The organism is Marinobacter sp. NFXS11, assembly GCF_040148675.1.
In the GTDB taxonomy this organism is placed as follows: Bacteria; Pseudomonadota; Gammaproteobacteria; order Pseudomonadales; family Oleiphilaceae; genus Marinobacter.
The window spans coordinates 888,774-909,481 of the sequence record NZ_JAGDDV010000001.1 but is presented as its reverse complement, the minus strand read 5'-3'; the positions used below and the strand labels follow the sequence as shown (position 1 = coordinate 909,481).

General features: G+C 56.9%; 19 protein-coding genes and 2 tRNA genes. 11 read left to right on the top strand and 10 right to left on the bottom strand.

The genetic code is table 11. The features are described 5' to 3' along the window. Positions 1 to 3 precede the first annotated feature (3 nt). The gene (locus J3362_RS04310; RefSeq protein ID WP_349518278.1) at positions 4 to 546 is read left to right on the top strand and encodes a YecA/YgfB family protein; all 543 of its coding nucleotides are present in this window, start codon (positions 4 to 6) and stop codon (positions 544 to 546) included. On the opposite strand, the gene J3362_RS04305 is transcribed toward J3362_RS04310, so the two are convergent. Beyond that, positions 543 to 1,421: a PHP domain-containing protein gene (locus J3362_RS04305; protein ID WP_349518277.1), complete on the bottom strand. Its 879-nt coding sequence runs from the start codon at positions 1,419 to 1,421 to the stop codon at positions 543 to 545. The two genes, J3362_RS04310 and J3362_RS04305, sit on opposite strands and share 4 nt — an antisense overlap. 131 nt (positions 1,422 to 1,552) lie before the next feature. On the opposite strand from J3362_RS04305, the gene J3362_RS04300 reads away from it, so the two are divergent. The 3 genes from J3362_RS04300 (at position 1,553) to J3362_RS04290 (ending at position 2,944) form a co-directional block, all read left to right on the top strand. After that, positions 1,553 to 1,852, top strand: a complete 300-nt coding sequence (locus J3362_RS04300) for a YciI family protein (RefSeq protein ID WP_349518276.1) — start codon at positions 1,553 to 1,555, stop codon at positions 1,850 to 1,852. A gap of 125 nt (positions 1,853 to 1,977) precedes the next feature. Beyond that, positions 1,978 to 2,649, top strand: coding sequence for a TIGR04211 family SH3 domain-containing protein (locus J3362_RS04295; protein ID WP_349518275.1), 672 nt, complete (start codon positions 1,978 to 1,980; stop codon positions 2,647 to 2,649). Positions 2,650 to 2,653: 4 nt separating this feature from the next. Continuing rightward, positions 2,654 to 2,944 carry a PilZ domain-containing protein gene (locus J3362_RS04290; protein ID WP_349518274.1) on the top strand — a complete coding sequence of 97 codons (291 nt, stop codon included), beginning with the start codon at positions 2,654 to 2,656 and terminating at the stop codon, positions 2,942 to 2,944. A gap of 51 nt (positions 2,945 to 2,995) precedes the next feature. Here the strand turns inward: J3362_RS04290 and rraA are convergent, their stop codons facing one another. Both rraA and ppsA read right to left on the bottom strand, forming a co-directional pair. Continuing rightward, positions 2,996 to 3,475 carry a ribonuclease E activity regulator RraA gene (gene rraA, locus J3362_RS04285; RefSeq protein WP_349518273.1) on the bottom strand — a complete coding sequence of 160 codons (480 nt, stop codon included), beginning with the start codon at positions 3,473 to 3,475 and terminating at the stop codon, positions 2,996 to 2,998. Between the two features lie 30 nt (positions 3,476 to 3,505). Next, a complete protein-coding gene (gene ppsA, locus J3362_RS04280; protein ID WP_502882417.1) occupies positions 3,506 to 5,842 on the bottom strand; it encodes a phosphoenolpyruvate synthase in 2,337 nt (778 codons plus the stop codon). Between the two features lie 217 nt (positions 5,843 to 6,059). On the opposite strand from ppsA, the gene ppsR reads away from it, so the two are divergent. Further along, positions 6,060 to 6,875 (top strand): posphoenolpyruvate synthetase regulatory kinase/phosphorylase PpsR, encoded by an 816-nt coding sequence (gene ppsR / locus J3362_RS04275; protein ID WP_008174940.1) that lies wholly within the window; start codon positions 6,060 to 6,062, stop codon positions 6,873 to 6,875. Between the two features lie 101 nt (positions 6,876 to 6,976). Here ppsR and J3362_RS04270 read toward each other — a convergent pair whose 3' ends face one another. Then, on the bottom strand, positions 6,977 to 9,901 hold the full coding sequence (locus J3362_RS04270; RefSeq protein WP_349518271.1) for an insulinase family protein: 2,925 nt from the start codon (positions 9,899 to 9,901) through the stop codon (positions 6,977 to 6,979). A gap of 99 nt (positions 9,902 to 10,000) precedes the next feature. Between J3362_RS04270 and J3362_RS04265 the strand changes: the two genes are divergently transcribed. The 3 genes from J3362_RS04265 (at position 10,001) to J3362_RS04255 (ending at position 12,969) form a co-directional block, all read left to right on the top strand. Next, complete coding sequence (locus J3362_RS04265; RefSeq protein ID WP_349518270.1) at positions 10,001 to 10,462, top strand: hypothetical protein; 462 nt, start codon at positions 10,001 to 10,003, stop codon at positions 10,460 to 10,462. Positions 10,463 to 10,577: 115 nt separating this feature from the next. After that, positions 10,578 to 11,822 (top strand): PEGA domain-containing protein, encoded by a 1,245-nt coding sequence (locus tag J3362_RS04260; RefSeq protein ID WP_349518269.1) that lies wholly within the window; start codon positions 10,578 to 10,580, stop codon positions 11,820 to 11,822. Between the two features lie 52 nt (positions 11,823 to 11,874). Continuing rightward, entirely contained in the window at positions 11,875 to 12,969 is a 1,095-nt protein-coding gene (locus J3362_RS04255) for a response regulator (protein WP_349518268.1), read from the top strand. On the opposite strand, the gene J3362_RS04250 is transcribed toward J3362_RS04255, so the two are convergent. Further along, positions 12,929 to 13,633 (bottom strand): nucleotidyltransferase family protein, encoded by a 705-nt coding sequence (locus J3362_RS04250; RefSeq protein ID WP_349518267.1) that lies wholly within the window; start codon positions 13,631 to 13,633, stop codon positions 12,929 to 12,931. The two genes, J3362_RS04255 and J3362_RS04250, sit on opposite strands and share 41 nt — an antisense overlap. A gap of 73 nt (positions 13,634 to 13,706) precedes the next feature. On the opposite strand from J3362_RS04250, the gene J3362_RS04245 reads away from it, so the two are divergent. Then, positions 13,707 to 14,558, top strand: coding sequence for a 6-carboxytetrahydropterin synthase (locus J3362_RS04245; RefSeq protein ID WP_349518266.1), 852 nt, complete (start codon positions 13,707 to 13,709; stop codon positions 14,556 to 14,558). A gap of 129 nt (positions 14,559 to 14,687) precedes the next feature. On the opposite strand, the gene J3362_RS04240 is transcribed toward J3362_RS04245, so the two are convergent. From J3362_RS04240 to gltX, 3 genes are all read right to left on the bottom strand, one after another. Beyond that, a tRNA-Glu gene (locus tag J3362_RS04240) sits at positions 14,688 to 14,763 on the bottom strand. Positions 14,764 to 14,770: 7 nt separating this feature from the next. After that, positions 14,771 to 14,846: transfer RNA gene (locus J3362_RS04235), tRNA-Ala, on the bottom strand. A 113-nt stretch (positions 14,847 to 14,959) separates the two neighbouring features. Next, positions 14,960 to 16,444, bottom strand: a complete 1,485-nt coding sequence (gltX, locus tag J3362_RS04230) for a glutamate--tRNA ligase (RefSeq protein ID WP_349518265.1) — start codon at positions 16,442 to 16,444, stop codon at positions 14,960 to 14,962. Positions 16,445 to 16,631: 187 nt separating this feature from the next. Here gltX and J3362_RS04225 point away from each other — a divergent pair, with 187 nt between their 5' ends. After that, entirely contained in the window at positions 16,632 to 17,630 is a 999-nt protein-coding gene (locus J3362_RS04225; protein WP_349518264.1) for a zinc ABC transporter substrate-binding protein, read from the top strand. On the opposite strand, the gene J3362_RS04220 is transcribed toward J3362_RS04225, so the two are convergent. Beyond that, positions 17,607 to 18,521 (bottom strand): AEC family transporter, encoded by a 915-nt coding sequence (locus J3362_RS04220; RefSeq protein ID WP_349518263.1) that lies wholly within the window; start codon positions 18,519 to 18,521, stop codon positions 17,607 to 17,609. The genes J3362_RS04225 and J3362_RS04220 overlap by 24 nt on opposite strands. 2 nt (positions 18,522 to 18,523) lie before the next feature. Continuing rightward, positions 18,524 to 19,297, bottom strand: a complete 774-nt coding sequence (locus tag J3362_RS04215) for an SDR family oxidoreductase (protein WP_349518262.1) — start codon at positions 19,295 to 19,297, stop codon at positions 18,524 to 18,526. 288 nt (positions 19,298 to 19,585) lie between these two features. On the opposite strand from J3362_RS04215, the gene dusA reads away from it, so the two are divergent. Further along, positions 19,586 to 20,620, top strand: coding sequence for a tRNA dihydrouridine(20/20a) synthase DusA (dusA, locus tag J3362_RS04210; RefSeq protein WP_349518261.1), 1,035 nt, complete (start codon positions 19,586 to 19,588; stop codon positions 20,618 to 20,620). The last annotated feature ends 88 nt before the right edge of the window (positions 20,621 to 20,708 follow it).

Below are 20,708 nucleotides of genomic sequence, written 5' to 3'. Positions count from 1 at the left end.
CTGATGCTATCGAACTCCGACATAGAAGCGCTGGAAGACATCCTATTTGCCGAGCCCTGGGGCGATGATGCCCTGGATTTCTTCGGTTTTCATGGGGTGGTCTGCGCCAGCGTTGTCGGCCCGGCTGAACTGAGCGCGGAAGAAATCTTCCGGCTCGCCACGGGCACCGATCAGGTGCCCGACACCGGGATTCCCGAGGTGTTCAGGCGCTGCTCGACCCAGCTGGCCAATGACATGGCCCATTCACTGGACATGGGGCAGTCCCTGGAACTGCCGGAGCCGGAGGATGGCGACCCCATGAACGCATTGGAAAACTGGTGCGCCGGGTTCGTGGACACCTTCCTGGAACACGAAGAAGAATGGCTCGAAGCGACCAGCGAAGAAGAAGCGGCCGATCTGATGGTGCCCATGCTGACACTCTCAGGCCTGTTTGATGACGAGGACTTCCAGAAGGTTCGCAACAGTGAAAAGCTATCCCGGCAGATGGCTGACGCCATCCCGGATTCACTGACGGATCTTTACCTGCTGTTCCACGCGCCGGATTAAGCCTGCGCCGCACCCGGAACAGGTTGTCTGAAGGAATGCCAGACCGGCTCGAGCCCGTCTGGCATTTTCATGATGCGGCCAAGCTCACACCAGGGAGCGCCGGGAAAGTGAAAATCACTGCCCTGGGATGCCAGCAATTTCTCTTTCCGGCACAGTTCTGCAAGAAAACCCAGATCACCACTGGATTGACCTGAAGTAGACACCTCAATTGCCTGCCCCCCTGCCCTTCGGAAATCCGCGGTCAGCTCCCGGAGTTTGGTTGCTGTAAGCTGATATTTTCGGGGATGGGCAAGAACCGCAACGCCACCTGCCTCGGTGATCCAGCGTACGACTTCTGGAAGCTCCGGCCAGAAAGCTTTTACATCACCGGGCTTACCGTTACCCAGGTATCGCTTGAATGCCTGGGCAGCATTGCGAACCACGCCAGCCTCTGTCAGAACCTGGGCAAAATGGGGCCGTCCGGGCACGTCGCCACCGGCAGCCCCGGAGGCCTTACCGAGAAGATCATCAACACCAAGCTTACCCAGGCGCTCCGCAATCATACGAGCACGAGCCCAGCGATTGTCGTTCTGCTGCTCCAGCGCTTGCCTGAAACCGGCCTGCCCGGGATCAAAATCCAGGCCGACGACGTGGATGGTCCGGCTTTTCCAGAGACAGGAAAGCTCAACCCCGGGAATCAGGATGATACCCTGCGCCTGCGCAGCCGCCTCGGCTTCGGCAAGGCCAGCGATCGTGTCGTGGTCAGTAAGGGCCAGGTGAGTAACGCCCCGACCGGCAGCGCGCTCGACCAGTGCCGCCGGTGATAGCGCGCCATCGGAAGCCGTGCTGTGGCAATGCAGATCAATGCACAAATGCGGGTCTTGCGGTATAGTCACAAAATATCCTGAATCTTCAGATAACTGGCGGATAGCCAAGGGTTGACAGTGTACCAGCCAACCCTTGCACGACACGACCGCTGATTCTCTGATCAACTATCTTGTCTTTGAAAACCAGTTCGGAGAGCTGAATGTACTACGCCATTATCAGTGAAGATGTCGAGAACAGCCTGCCGTTACGTCAGTCCGCACGTCCGGCTCACATCGACCGACTTCAGGCATTGAAGGCCGAGGGCCGATTGCTTGTCGCTGGCCCTCATCCGGCGCTGGATACTCCAGAGCCCGGCGATGCCGGCTTCACCGGTAGCCTGGTAATCGCAGAATTTGACTCTCTGAAAGCAGCCCAGGCCTGGGCGGATGCCGACCCTTATGTGGAGGCAGGCGTCTATGAAAAGGTTGTGGTAAAGCCTTTCAAAGCCGTCCTCCCGTAAGCGGGCCCTGGGGGCCCATGAGTTTATTGTAATGATGGCGCGCTTGCACGGCGGGGCATCTGTGACAAAATTGCGCTTTTAAACAGACTCAGATTTCAACCGCAGAATTTCAGGGAACGTAACCAGTGACGCTTTTTCGTCTCGCAATCAGTGTGTTGTTCGCAGTGTCCTCCATTGCTGTTGCCCAGGCCAAGACTGTCTGGGTTGACGACCAGTTGTATCTGCCGGTGAGATCCGGCGCAGGTTCCCAGTTCCGGATCATCGAAAACGCGGTTCCCAGTGGCACGCCGCTGGAAGTCATTGAGGCCTCCGATTCCGGATACACCCTTGTTCGCACCCCCAAGGGCACCGAAGGTTGGGTTTCCAGCCAATACCTGAGCGAGACACCCATTGCGGCAGATCGTCTGCGTACGGCCAACCGGCAGTTAGAAGAAACGCGCGCTGAGCTCGCACAGGTAAAGGAGCAATTGGCTAACGTAACCAGTGAGAGGGATGCTCTCGAAAGTTCGGAATCCTCCCTCTCCGACCGGTCGCAGGAACTCCAGGAAGAGCTTCAGCGGATCAAGAGTATCGCCGCCGATTCCATTAACCTGGAACGTCGCAATCGCGAGCTCCGCGAGGAGAACCAGAAGATTCGCAATGACCTTGAGGTACTGACGGCCGAAAACGAACGTCTTGAAGCCAGCAAGGAATACGACTTCATGCTGCTGGGCGCAGGTCTGGTTCTCGGTGGTGTGCTGCTGGCACTGATCATTCCGATGCTCAAACCGACAAGAAAAACCGACAATTGGGCCTGATGCCATGAAGGATTACTCGGAGAAACGCGATTTCCACCGTATGCAGGTAAACTCGGAGATTGAGATTACCGATAGCCGGGGCAATCGCTTTAAAGGAGTTTGTCGCGACCTTAGCGCCGCCGGCATGCAGCTTTACGTCGAGCAGGAAGTGGCCGTTGGTGAAGAACTTCACACAGTTCTTCACTCCAGCAGCGATCAGTTCCCGCCGCTGGAGACCGTTTGCGAGGTTATTCGCTGCGAACCAGAAGGAGACGGATTTCTGCTGGGAACAAACATCAGCGAAGTCACTCGCTGAACGAAAAACGGCGGCCAATGGCCGCCGTTTTTGTCTGTGGCGATAAAAGCCTCAAACCAGAGGCTTCTCAGAAACAATGATGCCGTTGTTATCGGCATAGACATAGTGCCCGGGGTGGAAGGTAACGCCGTGGAAGGTGACCGGCACATTAAGGTCGCCCAAGCCACGCTTCTCACTCTTTCTGGGATGGGTACCAAGGGCCTGCACGCCCAGAGCGGTGTTGCCAATCTCATCCACGTCGCGCACGCAACCATAGATGATCAGGCCCGCCCAGCCGTTGCTCGCAGCCTTCTCCGCGAGCATGTCGCCCAATAGCGCATGACGCTTTGAAGCGCCGCCATCCACGACCATTACACGACCGTTCCCGGGCTGGCCAACCTGCTCTTTCACGACGGAGTTATCTTCAAAACACTTCACGGTCACAATCTCACCGCCAAATGCCTTGTGGCCACCGTAGTTATTGAAGCCGGGCTCTACAACCAGCACTTCCGGAAATTCATCACACAGGTCCGGGGTAATTATCGTCGTCACGTTGTCGCTCTCCTTATCCTGGAAATAAGCTCAGTCGATTTTTTCGTCGGCCAGGAAGAACCAGGTGTCCAGCACTGAGTCCGGGTTCAGTGACACCGTATCGATCCCCTCATCCATCAGCCACTTGGCCAGATCGGGGTGGTCGGAGGGACCCTGACCGCAGATACCAATGTACTTGCCAGCCTTCTTGCAGGCCTGAATCGCGTTGGACAGCAGCGCCTTGACCGCATCATTACGCTCGTCGAACAGGTGGGCAATGATGCCGGAATCCCGGTCCAGGCCGAGGGTGAGCTGGGTCAGGTCGTTGGAGCCGATGGAGAAGCCGTCAAAGTGTTCCAGGAACTGGTCCGCCAGCAAGGCATTGGCCGGAAGCTCGCACATCATGATCACCCGAAGACCGTTGTCGCCGCGCTTGAGTCCGTTTTCCGCCAGCAGATTCACTACCTGCTCCGCCTCGCCCACGGTCCGGACGAAGGGAACCATAACTTCCACATTGGTCAGGCCCATCTCGTTCCGCACTTTCTTCAGGGCGCGGCATTCAAGCTCAAAGCAGTCCCGGAAAGTTTCGGAGATGTAGCGGGAAGCGCCCCGGAAGCCCAGCATCGGGTTTTCTTCATCCGGCTCGTACAGAGTGCCGCCGATCAGGTTGGCGTACTCGTTCGATTTAAAGTCGGACAAACGAACAATGACCTTCTTCGGCGCAAAAGCTGCCGCCAGCGTTGAAATCCCTTCGACCAGCTTGTCGACGTAGAAATCCACCGGGGAGCTGTAGCCGGAGATGCGCTTTTCAACGGTCTGCTTGATGTCCCGCGGCAACCCGTCAAAGTTCAGCAGCGCTTTGGGATGCACACCGATCATCCGGTTGATAATGAACTCCAGCCGCGCCAGGCCAACGCCCTCGTTGGGAAGTGCCTGAAAATCAAATGCACGGTCGGGATTACCCACGTTCATCATGATCTTGAACGGAATATTGGGCATGGAATCCACGGTATTTTCCCGGAGCTCAAAGTCCAGGGAGCCTTCGTAAATCAAGCCAGTGTCGCCCTCGGCACAAGAAACCGTGACTTCCTGGCCATCCTTCAGCAACTCGGTGGCATCACCGCATCCAACCACGGCGGGAATGCCCAATTCACGGGCAATAATGGCGGCGTGGCAGGTGCGGCCGCCGCGATCAGTCACGATGGCGGACGCCCGCTTCATCACCGGCTCCCAATCTGGATCGGTCATATCAGTGACCAACACATCCCCGGCCTGGACACGGTCCATTTCCTTGATACTGGTGATGATCTTTACCGGGCCACTGCCGATCTTGTGGCCGATACTGCGCCCTTCCACCAACACATTGCCGGTTTCATTCAACAAGTACCGTTCCATGACGTTGGCGGATGCGCGGCTTTTAACTGTTTCAGGGCGCGCCTGAACGATGTAGATCTTGCCGTCATCACCATCCTTCGCCCACTCAATGTCCATGGGGCGCTGGTAGTGCTTCTCGATAATCATTGCCTGCCGGGCGAGGTCTTCCACCTCGGCATCGGTGATACAGAAGCGGTTACGGTCTTCCTGCTCAACCTTGACCGTTTCAACGAACTCACCTTCACCGGGCTTGGTGTGGTAGACCATCTTGATGGCCTTGCTGCCCAGATTACGGCGCAGGACGGCCGGGCGATTGGCTTCCAATGTCGGCTTGTGCACGTAGAATTCATCGGGGTTTACAGCACCCTGAACAACCGTCTCACCCAGACCGTAAGAGGCCGTCACAAACACTACGTCCCGGAAACCGGACTCGGTATCCAATGTGAACATCACGCCGCTGGCTGCAGTTTCACTGCGCACCATTTTCTGGATACCGGCCGAGAGGGCAACCATCTTGTGGTCAAAGCCATGGTGGACGCGGTAGGAAATGGCTCGGTCATTGAACAGGGAGGCAAACACCTCCTTCACCGATGTGCGTACCTGCTCGAGACCTACGACGTTCAGGAAGGTTTCCTGCTGGCCAGCGAATGAGGCGTCCGGCAGATCTTCCGCAGTGGCGGAGGAGCGAACCGCAACGGCCATATGCTCGTTACCATCCTGCAGCGCTGCAAAGGACTCTTTCAGAGCATTTTCCAAAACGTCCGGAAATGGCGTTTCAATGATCCACTGGCGAATCTTCGCTCCAACCCGTGCCAGTTCGTTGACATCGTTGATGTCCAGGGCATCCAGAGCCTCGTCGATCCGGCCTTTCAGGCCATCGGTAGCGAGGAATTCACGATAGGCGTGCGCAGTGGTGGCAAAGCCACCCGGAACGGTAACACCTGCGTTGGCGAGATTACTGATCATTTCTCCGAGTGAGGCGTTCTTGCCGCCTACCCGATCGACATCGGACATTCCCAGGTGATCAAACCAGATAATGTAATCTTCCAAAGCGTGTCTCCCTTGAGTCTGTGAAGCTTAGAGCAAAACCGGGCCAGCGGTATCAAGCGGCAAAAGCAGGCAATATCCACTGCGGAGTCTCGAACTTGGCGTGTATGATACTGTAACCTGCGGAAATTACCTAGGCCACTAAGCTAGGGAATCAAGGAACCAAGGAACCGGACGATACAGCATGAAACGCACTGCTTTTTTCATCTCTGATGGCACCGGCCTGACAGCCGAAGCACTCGGGCACAGCCTTCTGGCCCAGTTCGAAAAGATTGAGTTTGAACGAGTCACCGTTCCCTACATTGCGGACGAAGAAAAAGCCCGGGAAATGGTAAAACGAATCAACAAGGCGGCCGAGACAGACGGCGCACGGCCACTGGTGTTCGATACCATTGTAAACAGCGATATCCGGGAAATCATCGCCACCGCCGAGGGTTTCATGGTGGACATCTTTGGTACTTTTCTCAGCCCCCTGGAACAGGAACTCCAGTCTTCCTCTTCTTATACCGTCGGTAAATCCCATGCCATCAACAATGAAGGGAGCTATGAACGCCGGATCAATGCCGTCAATTTCGCGCTGGATAATGACGATGGCGCGCGCACCCGGCATTACGATGAAGCAGACCTGATCCTCGTTGGCGCCTCCCGAAGCGGGAAAACCCCCACCTGTCTCTATCTGGCACTCCAATATGGCGTGAAGGCGGCGAACTATCCGATTACCGAAGAAGACCTGGCAGACCAGCAGATCCCGAAAGCCCTGAAACCTTACAAAGAGAAAATTTTCGGGCTGACTATCGAACCGGAGCGGCTGGCAACCATCCGCAACGAACGCAAACCAAACTCTCGTTACTCATCCATCAAGCAGTGCATGCACGAGATCGAGGAAATCGAATTGATGTATCGGCGTGAGCGGATTCCGTACCTGAATACTACCGCCTATTCGGTTGAGGAGATCTCCACCCGAATCATGGTGACAACCGGTCTGAAGCGGCAGCGATAGAGGCACTGAAGACTCGAGGGCGTCATCGGGGCAGAATAAGAAATCGGTCGGACAAAGAAGAGGCCAGATGAACATTTCATCTGGCCTCTTTTATATCGGTTTTAAAGTTCCTGAATGTTCAGGCCAAGCTTCTCGGCCCTGGCCCAGTTTTCCGGACTGGTCACCACGGCCGTGCTGGCTTTCTCCGGCACCAGCCAGGTTCTGGCCACGCGCTTCAGGTCATCCAGGGTGACGGACAGCACCCGCTCCCGGAACCTGGCACGCTGCTCCGGCGTTCGACCAAACAGCTTGTTGTGAAACGCATGCCGAGCAGCGCCCGCGGGTGATCTGGGCCTGTCGAGTTGACCAATTACACCAAGAATCGACTCTTCGAGCTCCTGATACTCATGGTCATTGTCCTGAAGCCACGCAAGGGCCGCGTCGAAATCGTCCAGCGTTTCCTCCAGGCGCGGATCACGATAGGAGAAGAACCGGAACGTGCCGTTCACGCTGTCCTGCCCGGCGCCGCCACCGTAGGCGCCGCCCTTCTCCCGAATGGCGCGGTGCAGATAACCGTTACGCAAGAAACCACCCAGCACGGTCAGTGCCGCCGCATCGGGATGATCCACAGCGACAGTGCTGTAGGCCCGGGAACAGAAGTTAACCTGGGTGGAGGTCAGCCACGCCTCACGGGTTGTGTAATTGACCGGTTCCATTTTCCAGCCTGCAATGCCCGCTCCGGAGGCATCACGCCAGCAGGATTTCAGATCATCAACCATCGCCGGGAGCTGATCCTCTTCACCAATCACCAGGAACTCCCGACCCTGCTTGCCGATCTTCTCGTGCAATGCAGAAAGCTTGTCACAGAGCGCCGTCAATTCCTCTGGATCTTTCAGGGCCTGATCCAGCTGCTTGGTGCCGCGGATACCGGCAAGACCACCCAGACGGAAAGAAAGCCAGGCGCCCGGGCTCATACCCTGTGAAGCCGCGCCCATGGCCAGGGCATGGCCACTACCGGTTACGGCCTGCTCGCGACGGGCCCGGATCTGCGCAATGATCTCCCGGATTCGCTCTTTCTCATCGAAGCGGGCATTGGTGTACACATCCCGTAGAAGACGGGCCAATTCACTGCGGTTACGGGCCAGTGCCTTGCCGTTGAAGATGATGTAACCGGACAGCGCCTGAACGTCATCAATCCGGCCTTTGGCGCTGAACGCTGCGCCGATACCACCAGACTCCGCAGAGATACGGTCCTGCATCTGCAGGTAGTCCAGATCACCACAACCCACTTCGGAAATCAGCGTGGTGTAGTAAGGCACCAGCAGCAGCTCCTCTTCGGTCAGCGCCGGCACCGGGACAACAATCTGCTCGTAAACCAGACCGTTGGTACCACGGGCATAAACGGTTGCCGAAATGTCGCCGTCATAACGCCCTTCCGGCTCTGGCATCTGCAGAGGCACATCAGACAGATCCACCTTTGGCAAAATGGAGTCATCGTCCTTCTGCATCTGGCGTTCTTCCAGCGCCCTGGCCCGGTCAACAATCATCCGGACCTCGTCATCCGTCAGCTCGGCCTTGCGACGGGCCAGCGCTTCACGGATGGCCTCCTGCCGGCGGGACTCGAGCTTTTCATCCGGCCGCAGGGTCAGGGTGACCCGGTGCGGATTCTCAAGAAGCTTACGGCGGATCAGGTCTGGCACATACTGCGGATCCCGGATTTTTTCCCGGAGGGTCGCCAGGACAGGCTCCAGATCCAGCAATTCAACCGGATCTCCACCGTGCACCATGGGTGCAATGGCACTCATGATCAGCTGCAGACCGTACGGGAACTGGTCACCAGCAATTTCCCGCTGATGCAGTTCGAGCTGATGCAGGATGGCTTCCAGACGTTCCTGGCTGACGCCCTCCTCCACGACCTTGAGCAGCGTGGACTCAAGCAAGGCTTCCAGATCCTTGTGTTTGTCCGGCTCGCTGCCTTCGATGCCGCAAACAAAGGTCATTTCACGGTTGGAGTCTTCCAGACCACACATGGGCGAAGGTGCATGCCCAAGATCCGTGGTTTCCAGGGCTCGCATCAGTGGTGAGGCACTGTTTTCCAGCAGTACCGCAGAGAGCAGCTGACCCTCCAGGTTCTCCTGCAAATCGAAACTGTGGCCCAGCAACCAGCCAACAACGATGTGAGTCTTGTTGTCGGTACCCTCGCCTTCGTTGACCGCATAACCCTGTTCTACCCTGACCGGGGCGAACATGCGCTTCTCGTCGCGAACCGGAAGATCGATGTCCAACCGGTCGAACCGTTTCAGCGCCAGCTCTTCGAACTGCTCATGATGCTCATGAGCCGGAATATCGCCGTAGGTCGCAAATATCGCGTTGCTGGGGTGATAGTGGTGGCGGTAGAACTGCAGCAGGTCATCGTAGCTCAGATCTACAATGTGATCGGGCTCTCCACCGCTGTTGTAGTGATAGGTCGTGGTCGGGAACAGGTGGCTGCTGAGGTTCTGCCACAGCTGGGACGTGGGCGAACTCATGGCGCCTTTCATCTCGTTGTAGACAACGCCCCGATAAACCAGGTCGGTGGACGGATCCTCCGGTTTATCGAACTCAAGGCGATGACCTTCCTGCGCAAAATCCAGCGGATCGAGCTTGGAGAAAAATACACAATCCAGATAAACCGACAGCAGATTGTCGAAATCCTTCCGGTTCATGCTGGCGAAGGGATAGGCCGTCCAGTCGCTGCTGGTGAAGGCGTTCATGAACGTGTTCAGTGACCGCCGAATCATCATGAAGAACGGATCACGAACCGGGAAACGCTCGCTGCCACACAATGCCGTGTGTTCCAGAATATGCGCCACCCCGGTGGAATCCATCGGGAAGGTACGCAGGGCAACGAAAAACACGTTTTCGTCGTTGTCGGCTGCCAGATGCAGATGGCGGGCGCCAGTCTTCTTGTGGCGATACTCCTCGACCTCGAGGTTGAGTGTATCGATCCGGTGACTGCGAAGTTTCTCAAAGGCCGGATGGGTTGCGTTGTCGATCACTGCAGCCATTCAAACTATCCTGTCTTTAAACAATTGGAGAATTGTAGGGTAACACGTAGTATCGCTTATCATGCATCACTCCAGAAGCCATAGGGTACCGCGCCGTACATGACAACACCTGCACCTCAATCAAAGGCCGTTGAGGCCCCGGAAGTAGCCGCCTACTGGGCAGAACGTCGGCAGTACCTTGAGCGCATCCGGAAAGTACCGGAAGTCAGACAGCGCTTCTGGCGGGAAGTTGCCCTTTATCTGCTACGCCGATTGCTCTGGTCATTCGGATTTTTCCCGATCTTCATCGCGTTCTGGGTGCCACTGGTGATGGCCAGCTTCAACCCCGTTGCGATGGCATCGGATCTGATTCCGGTGTTACAGAATTTCGTTAACTCGAACCCGGAGGTGCAGGCAACGACCATCAGCACCCTGGCCATCGCCTGGGCCTCCATCGGGTTTTTCTTTCTCGTCTTCGATTTCGTGCTAACCCCTTTCAAATCGCCTTATCAATACGAAGCCGACGTGTACATGAGATCATGGGAGCAGCTCAACCATGATCAGCTTCCGGATAAAGTGTGATTTGGCCTGCATTCTCGGTAACTCCCCGTCACTTTCTGTTACATAGCGTTGCACTCACTGGGTAAGATGAACCGGTAGACAGAATTCCAAGAATGCAGGATCAAGAGGTTCCGTCATGGTCGATTTCAGACCGCTTCTGTTCGTCAATGCCCTGGCGCTCATGCTGCTGGTAACCGCCGGGTTCGCCTCGGTTAGGGATGACCTGCATATGGCAGAAGCATTCGAACCACCCCCGACGGATCAAGTTGTTGCCTCTATCACTACCGAGCCCGAGCCGGCCCCTGAGCCTGTTCTGGAGGCATCCGCCAGAACCGAACAGGCTGCCCGGGATTTGCGCCCGCCCGTGTTAGAGGCCACTCCGTTTACCGTTCCATCCATGCCGGAGAAGCCGGAGGTTCTGGCCGTCGCTGAACCGCCATCGGTAATGGCAACCCGAACAGACACCGCCCCGGCGAATCCGGAAAAACCGGAAAAACAAGAGCAACCGCAGCCACCGACGCAGGCGCTGCTGGTGCTCCGCTCAAACGTTGTCGGCGATCAGGTCACCATCACCAAGCCAGGCTTCAAACCCTGGAACCGCTCCATTGCCCTGGAAGCCGGCAATGAGATGGTCCTGTTGGGCGAACTGGAGGCTTTGACCACGGTGAATTTCCGTGACGGGACCTGGATCGGTGGCGTGAAGACCGGCGATGGCACCTTCGAGGACAAAGATGGACTGCGCTACGAGGGCCATTTCGTGGACGGCAAATTCCACGGCCAGGGCACCGCGTGGTATCCCGACGGTGGCCGTTACGAGGGAGGCTGGTCTGCAGGCAACCGCGAGGGTGACGGTGAATGGCGCAGTGCCGACGGCTCGCGCTACTCCGGCGAATTCCGGGACAACCAGTTTAACGGCAAAGGCACGCTTACACTGGCAAACGGCGACATATTGACCGGCCAATGGCAGGACGGACAGCTTAATGGCCACGGTTCCCTGACCACCGCGGATGGCATGCTCTACGTCGGCGGCTTCCGGAACGACGAATTTCATGGCACCGGCACACTGACCTACCCCGACGGTCGCCATTACGAAGGCGAATTTTCCAACGGCGCCTTCCACGGCACCGGGGCAGAGGTCTTCGCCAGCGGCAAGAAATACGAGGGCGAATACATTGAAGGAAAGTTCCACGGCAAGGGCTTGCTGAAGAACCCCAACGGCAGCTCGATCGAAGCTACATTCCGTCATGGCGAGCCTTACGGACAGGTGCGCCTGACCACAGCGGCAGGGGAAATTTTCACTGCCCGAACCACTGAACCCGGTGTCTGTTATCGGGACAAGAGCTACCGGGCCACAGAGTGCCCGAAACTGGAAGGCTGGTAATCATAACGGCCCGATAACAAACGCGTTTGCAGTAAACGATTGAGGTAGTGACATGGCGATCAAGAACGCTCTGCTGGTAGATGACTCCAAGGTGGCCCGATTTGCCCTGAGCAAACTGCTGGAAAGTCGCGATATGGAAGTCAATATGGCTGGCTCGGCCGAGGAGGCCCTCGATTTCCTGAACAGCCAGGGGCGTCCGGATGTCATCTTCATGGACCATCTAATGCCGGGGATGAATGGCGTAGAGGCGACCAAAGCCATCAAGGGCAATCCGGAGACCGCCGGCATCCCCATCATCATGTGCACATCCAAAAAATCGTCATCATTTATGGAGGAGGCCAGGAACTTCGGTGTTTACAATATCCTGACCAAACCACCTCAAACCGATGGCCTCAAAGAAGTTCTGGACCAACTGGCCAGTGATGTCACAGGTGGAACCTTGCCGGAGCCACCGCTCCAATCTGAGCCCTCTGTCGCGGAGGAGGAAGAACTGCTGAACGTCCCTGCAGATGCATCGGTGGAACTGTCGCCCAAGACTGGCGACTCAGCCAGCCGGAGCAACCCGGAAGCCAATGTAGTGCCCTTGACCAGCGAACTGATTGAGCAGATCGCACGTTCCGCAGTCAAAACTCACATCAACAACCGCCTTCACGAACTACTCAGTTCCCTCTTTGACGAGCAGTTCGATCACCTGAAGCGGGCTCTGGATGAATCCCGCAGCAAACAGGACGCGGTGATCGAGGAACGCCTGAACGCCGTCACCGAAATGGTCGACGAGCGGACCAAAAATCTACGGGACGAAGTTGCCGCGGAGGTCAACCTGAACCTTGGCAGCGAGCTGGCAGTGCTCAAGAAGGAACTGAAAAAGAATACCGGCTTCACGAGCGAGCATATGGCCGAGCTGAAAGATCACATCACGAGTGTGCAGACGATTGATACCGAGTTCTGGCAAACCCTTCAGTCCGAGGCTATTCAGCAAGCCCACGAAATCTCGAGGGAAACCGCCGAAGACATAGCCCAGCGCACAATCGACCTTTTCGTTGCGCAGCAGCGCTCGGCATCGTCCCGGGTCTACACCATTGGTCTTGCCATAAGTCTCGGCATCTTCAGCGTCGGGATTGCCTGGCTGTCTGGCCTGTTCGGTTGAGCAGCACCCTGATCCTCTGCCAGTCCGCCGGGGTGTCCACATCATCGTGGACCCCCGCAATATCTACCCGGGTTGCGCGCACCTCTGCCAGCAGTCGCCCGGCGCCCCTATCCCCCTCCAGATCCAACACCAGCGGCCAGAGCCATCTGGGCAAATAGGCGGGCACACCCGGCCGGCCACTATAATCAGCGGCAATGGGCTGTTCCGGTACGCAGCGCGCCGCCTTGCCAAAGGCCTCAAGGGCGTTCAGATCCAGTAGCGGCTGGTCCGCCACCAGAACAAACACGCCTTTTACGGCTGGCCCCAGACTGCGAAGACCCGCTGACAGCGACGCCGACATGCCCTCCTGCCAATCCGGCGCCCGCAACCAGGAAGAAGGTTGCCGCCGACAACGAAAGCGTATGAGCGGGTACCAGGCCCCACACACCACTCGAACGTCCGGGCTGAGGATTCGGCCCTGGGCAATGGCGACGTCCAACATCGTACGGTTACGAGAGCCCACATCCGTTCCATCACCAGAAGCCAGCGGTAGGAGGGCTTTCGGCCGACCAAGGCGGCTCGAGGCACCGGCCGCCAGTATCAGTACCGGAAATTGCTGATCGATGTGCGAGTCGAGGTTTAGAATGATGAGTCCGATAGCAAAAAGAAATGAAGCAGTGGCCAACCGCCAGACTGCTGTATTCGGTGATTTTTGCTAGAATTCGGCCATCAATCAACCATACCCGCCTGGAAATTTGATGAACCATCTGTTTGTAGACAACCTGACCGTTATCGATTTTGCCTACCTGGACCCGACCCGTGGGCTGGTGGGTGAAAGCTGGATTGCGGATGTGGTGCTTGGCGGGGAGCTGGACGAACAGGGCATGGTGTTCGACTTCAGTAACGTAAAACGCACCATCAAGCGGGTGATCGATGAGCGTGTTGACCATCGCCTGGTGATTCCCCGCGGCTACCAGGGGCTGTCCTGGAGTGAGGAGCAGCCAGACACTTTTACCTGGGCACTCACGGACGGCAGCCAGATCATTCACCGCTCCCCGGACGAGGCCATTGTCTGGTTGTCCGCCGACCGGGTTGTGCCCTCGGCCGTGGCCTCTTTGCTGGAACAGGAAATAAAGGCCGTGCTTCCGGCCAACGTGATTTCCGTGGAGATCAATCTCCGGGAAGAGGAAATCGACGGTGCCTACTACCACTATGTCCACGGCCTCAAGAAACACCTGGGCAACTGCCAGCGCATCGCCCACGGCCATCGATCACCGATTCGAATCGACCGGAACGGCCACCGCGATTACGATCTGGAGCTCCGCTGGGCCAAGCTCTGGCGAGATATCTACGTGGGGTCCGAGGAGGATGTGGTGCGTCGCCATGTTGGCGAAGACGGCGTTCGCTATGTGACCTTCGAATACGAGGCCAACCAGGGAGAGTTTGCACTGACCCTGCCAGAGGAGCGCGTATACATGCTGGATACCGACACCACGGTGGAGCTGATTGCCGCCCACATGGCCGACAAGCTCAAGGTGGAGTTCGCGACAGACACCATCCGGGTGAAGGCTTATGAAGGTGTTGGGAAGGGTGCCATTGCCGAGCGCTGAATAAATCCGGGGTCAGATGGAAATTTCATTTGACCCCATTTTTGTCTGACCCGAAATTCAGACACAAAAAAACCGCCAGAAGGCGGTTTTTTTGATGGCTTTCCGGTGGACTAAACCGTCAAGCCGTATTGGCGTCCCCTAGGGGGTTCGAACCCCTGTTGCCGCCGTGAAAGGGCGGAGTCCTAGGCCACTAGACGAAGGGGACTAGAAATTGGTGGAGCCAGGCGGGATCGAACCGCCGACCTCAACACTGCCAGTGTTGCGCTCTCCCAGCTGAGCTATGGCCCCTCAACGGCTGCGTATATTAAGGATCCGCCCTATGGGCGTCAACCTCTGAAACACACTTTTTTTCAGTTTTCTGAACATCCCTGTTCAAGCCGTTTATTAATTCACCAAAGCGGTTAATGAATACCCAGAGCCGCGTATTCCTTTTCCACCTTTTTGGTTTCCTTCTTGGAGAAGCCGCCGATCACTTCCAGCGCATGCCTGAGCCTTGAACGGGTCATGTCCGGGCCAAGCAGTGCCATGGAGTCCATCACAGACCAGGAATTCGGCGTACCGGCAACCGCCACGAAGATGGAGAACATGAAGTCACCCATCTTCAGGTCCATGGCTTTGGCCAACGCCTTGATATCCGCAAAGATGGTCTCCTTGCTCCAGTGTCGCTGGGCTTCAAGCTTCCAGAGCGTAAACTGCAGTACCCGTTTGATCTGTGCCTCTTCCAGCTTGTTGTGGGCAAAGTCTTCCGGCCTCAGGTTGAGCATGCCGGAGAACATGAACTGGGCCATGGGCGCCACATCCGAAAACACCTCTGCCCTGCCCTTGATGTGAGGCATCAGAGCACGCAGGGCATCCTCATTGAACCACCACTGGCGCATGCGCTCCATGAACTGCTCTTCAGTCAGCTCTTCTCGCAGCCACTGGCCGTTCAGCCAGCGCAGCTTCTCCACGTCAAAGACCGGGCCGCCGAGAGACACACGCTGGATATCGAAGTTCTCGATCATCTCATCCAGGGTGAACTTTTCCCGCTCATCGGGCATCGACCAGCCCATGCGCCCGAGATAGTTGGTTACGGCCTCCGGCAGAAAGCCCATGCGCTCATAGAAATTGATGCTGGTCGGGTTCTTGCGCTTGGACAGCTTACTCTTGTCGGGGTTGCGCAGCAGCGGCAGATGGCACAGCACCGGCATGTCCCAGCCAAAGTACTGGTAAAGCAGCTTGTGCTTCGGCGCCGAGTTGATCCACTCCTCGCCCCGCAGAACATGGGTGATTTCCATCAGGTGATCATCAACCACGTTGGCTAGATGATAGGTGGGCATGCCGTCGGACTTGAGCAGAATCTGACAATCCACCTGTGCCCAGTCGATCTCAATATTGCCCCGAAGCAGGTCGTCGATCTCGCAAACACCCTCATCGGGCACTTTCATGCGAATCACATAGGGTTCGCCTGCGTCGAGGCGGCGCTTCACTTCGTCCTCGGGCAGCTCCAGATCGCCCTTGATACCCGGATTCAGGCCCTGGGCCTTGCGCTCTTCCCGAATGGCTTCCAGCTCTTCCGGTGTACGGAAGCAATAAAACGCGTGCCCGGCCGTGACCAGGTCCTCGGCATACTGGCGGTACGAGTGCTTGCGCTCGGACTGGCGATAGGGGCCATGAGGGCCACCTACATCGGGACCCTCATCCCAGTTCAGACCGAGCCAACGCAAAGCCTTGAGAATGTCCTGCTCGGATTCTGCGGTACTGCGAGCCTGGTCAGTGTCTTCGATACGCAAAATAAACTGGCCGCCGTGCTGGCGGGCAAAACACAGGTTAAACAGGGCCACGTAGGCGGTACCAACGTGAGGGTCTCCAGTGGGTGACGGAGCAATTCGGGTACGTACAGTCATGAAACCTTCCTGAAAAATCGGTGGCCGTTTGATAAAGCGGGCATTATACCGGCCAACGGCAGGTTTCGCATGATCAGGAAGTTAACGAGCACACCAGAAATTGCACGTAGAAAGTTTCTTTTGCCGACCCCGGCCCAATTTGTTATATTATAACATTACAAATTAGCATCGCAGGATCTCATTTATCATGCGCGTTACCGGAAAAACACTTTCTATTGCACTCGGGGCCGGCACCCTTCTGTTTCACAGCGCCCTGCAGGCCGAGACCCGTATTGTTACTTCCATCAAACCGGTTGAGCTGATCGTCAGTGCGATCGCCACGGAAGACATGCAGACGACGAGCCTGGTACCGCCTGGCTCGAGCCCCCACAATTACACGATGAAACCTTCCCAACGTCGGGCATTGGAAAACGCAGACGTCATATTCTGGGTCGGACCCGACATGGAAACCTTCCTTAATCGCCTTCTGGCCGGGCAGGAATTCAGCGGCCGAACGGTCGCGCTCATGGATGCCGAGCACGAATCCGGGGAAGATACCCACGATGAGCACGCTCACGAAGAACACGCGGACGATCAACATGGCCATGCTCATGAAGAGGAGGCCAAGGAAGAAGATCACCACAACGAGGGACACGGGCAAGGCCATGACCACGGTGACGGTGAAGACCCGCACATCTGGCTGGATCCCGAGTTGGCCATCGAAATGGCCGAGACTGTCCGCGATGCTCTCTCAGGACTGGAAGATGTTGACGCTGGCGCGTTAAACGAGAATTTCGAGCAGTTCAAAGCCAGCGTTCGAGAAACCGATGCCAATATCCGGGACCGCCTTGCACCGGCGCACGAAATCAGCCTGTTCGCCTATCACGACGCCTTTACCCGATTTGCTGAACATTATGAACTGAAACTCGAAGGCGTTCTTACGCTAAACCCGGAGCTGTCACCGGGGGCACGCCATATTGCAGAGGTTCAGGAAAACCTGCGCAACGCCAACCACCCCTGCCTTCTGACTGAACCCCAGTTTAACCGCCAGTGGTGGCGCTCGATCACGGAGAACCTGGACGTTACCTTCAGCACCTGGGACCCTCTGGCCACTGCCATTGAGGCAACGCCGGAGGGTTACAATAACTTCCAGCACAGCATTGTCGATGCGGTGCTCAAGTGCCTACCAGAGAATACTGAGCATTAACGGTATGGTGACGATGGCCAGCAAGGTCTGACCACTGATGATGCCCGCCATCAGGGGGGCATCGCCACCAAGCTGTCGAGCCAGAATGTAGGCAGAGGTGGCCGTGGGAAGCGCCGACAACAACACGGCCACCTGAACCATTATTCCCTCAAGACCCAGCAACAAGGCCAGCCCCGCAGTCATCAGCGGAAATCCGACCAGCTTCAGCGCCGATGAAACAATAAACGGCAGTGAAGCGCCTCTGAGGGCCTTGAGCTGAAGCCCGGCGCCAACCGTCATCAAACCCATCGGCAACGCCAGATTGCTTAGCGGCTCGAGAATGCCGCCGATCAGCGGATGAAATCCGATTTCGAAGAAACTCCAGACCACGCCAATCACCGAGCCCACTATGAGAGGATTGGTCACAATCGCCTTGAACACTGGCACCAGCCTCACCGGCCCTTCCGTGGCCACCAGTGAAAACATCAGTATGCACAGCAGATTCAGCAACGGCACCATGATGGCAACCGCAATCGCCGTGAGGGACAGGCCCTGATCGCCAAGCAGCATGCCGCCAGCCGCCAGCCCCACGTAGGAATTGAACCGAATAGCCCCCTGGTAAACCGAAGAAAAAACCGGACCGGACCAGCGCCAGAACCACTGGGCAATCGCCAGGATCAGCGTCATCGCGATCAGCATGGCACCGATGAGCAATGCAATGTCACCATAAGCGGAAGCCGGCAATCTGGCCTGCCCCAGCTTGAAGACCAACATGGCCGGAAAAAGCACGTAGTAGGTAAACCGCTCCGCCTGGGGCCAGAAATCGCCGCCCGGAAAGTCAATGCGGCGAAACACATGCCCCAGCATGATCAGGACAAATACCGGCAGCAGAGCCTGCACCATCAGGGGCATAGTTAGGATCCCCGCCGCAGTTTTTTCATAACAGCACGAGTCAATGCCGTGGGCGATGACCGGGTAATCGGCCAGAGTATCTTGAACTGACCTGAAACCGGCCTGTGAAGTTGAGGCGAAGACACCTGCTTCCATACCTCGGTGGCGATCTCAGAAGGTGCCAGGTTTATACCAAGGCTATCGAACAACCCGGACGCTCCGGCATTAGCCTGAACCATCCCCGTGTTCACAAAGGGCGGCATCAGATCGCAGACTCGAATGCCATGATCTTCCCATTCGATGTCCAAGGCTTCTGTCATGGCTCTAACCGCGTGCTTGCTGGCCGAATAGGACGCAAAATCCGGCGTGCCATACGCCGCCGAGGCCGAACTCATATTGACCACCACCGCACCAGAAGAGGCCTTGAGATACGGAAAGGCTGCGTACAGAACATTCATCAGGCCAATCACATTGATTTCAATGATCGCGCGATGGTCCTGCATATCAATGCTTTCAAAGGGACCAACCTTCAAAATGCCCGCGTTGTTGTGCAACGCGTCAATGGCTCCCCCAGTGCATTCAGCGAACGCGGACAGGGCGTCAGCGACAGCCTTTTCGTCGGTCACATCGACGACATGAGTGGAGCACACTTTCTCACCCAGTTCGGCCTGCAGACTCTGGAGCGCGTTCTGATCACAGTCCGCGGCACCGACAACCCAGCCTTTTGAAGCAAACAGACGTGCTGTTTCGAGGCCAATTCCGGCACCTGCGCCGGTGATGAAGATGGATTTGGTCAAGGTTCTTTCCTTTTTCTTTTCATTGCCGAACAAAGGATGGGCAGTTTCCCATGTGTCACATGGTCTGTTCCACGACAAGATACAATGGCTTTCAAATGTGTAAGTCAACCGCGCAGGTTTTGGAGACCTCAATCGCCAATGACGTCGGCTTATACTTCGAGGCATCGGGCAACTTGGGCATTTCGCCAAAGCCCTACGGAAATCGCAAGCAGATGCCTGTTAAACTAGACGAAACTTTTCGCTGTAACGATTTACGCCACACGTTTTTGGTTGATAACAGGTACCGTAATGTCTGGAATACCATCTCAGCAAACCATGCTGCACAACTCCGGCCCCTCCCGCCGCTTCTGCGTGGCCCCGATGATGGACTGGACCACCAGTCACTACCGTTACCTGGCGCGCCAGCTTAGCCGGCATACCCTGCTCTACACCGAGATGGTCACCACAGGCGCGCTAATCCACGGCGACACAGCACGCTTTCTGCGCCACGACGAAGCAGAATACCCGCTGGCCCTCCAGCTTGGCGGCAGCGATGCCGGCGAACTTGCCCACTGCGCCAGGCTGGCCCAGCAATACGGCTTCGATGAGGTTAACCTCAACGTCGGTTGCCCCAGCGATCGTGTTCAGAACAACATGATCGGAGCCTGCCTGATGGGCCATCCGGACAAGGTGGCGGAAGGCGTACGTGCCATGATTGAGGCAACCGACCTGCCGGTCACGGTGAAGCACCGGATCGGTATTGATGGCCGGGAGTCCTGGGACGACCTCTGCGAATTCGTGGAAAAAGTGTCCGAAGCTGGCTGCCGGACCTTTATCGTGCACGCCCGGATCGCGATTCTTGAAGGCCTGAGCCCCAAGGAGAACCGGGAAGTCCCACCGCTGAAATACGACTGGGTATACCGGCTCAAAGCCAAATACCCGCACCTGGAAATCATCATCAACGGCGGAATCAAGACCTTCGATGAGTGCCACGAACATCTCCGGCATACAGACGGCGTGATGGTGGGTCGGGAGGCGTACCACAATCCCTGGCTGCTGGCGGGAGTTGATCCGGAGTTTTTCGGGCAGGCGGCGCCGGTGGAAACCCGGCATCAGGCACTTCGGGCCATGCTTCCGTTTATCCGGAGCGAACTTGAGCGCGGCGTGTTCCTGACCCACATGTCCAGGCATCTTCTCGGATTGTTTCATGGCCAGCCCGGCGGTCGACAGTTCCGTCGCTATATCAGCGAAAATGCCCACAAATCCGGCGCCGGCCTGGAAGTGATCGAAACCGCTCTGGACAAGGTGCGTGAACCGGCAACCCCTGAGATTGCCGAAGCTTAATCGCAGGCAGTTGCTACCATACCTTTTGTTGTCTTGTTCCTGTCAAAGCACCCCGTTATTGTAGGCATATAGCCAGCGCCCGGGATTC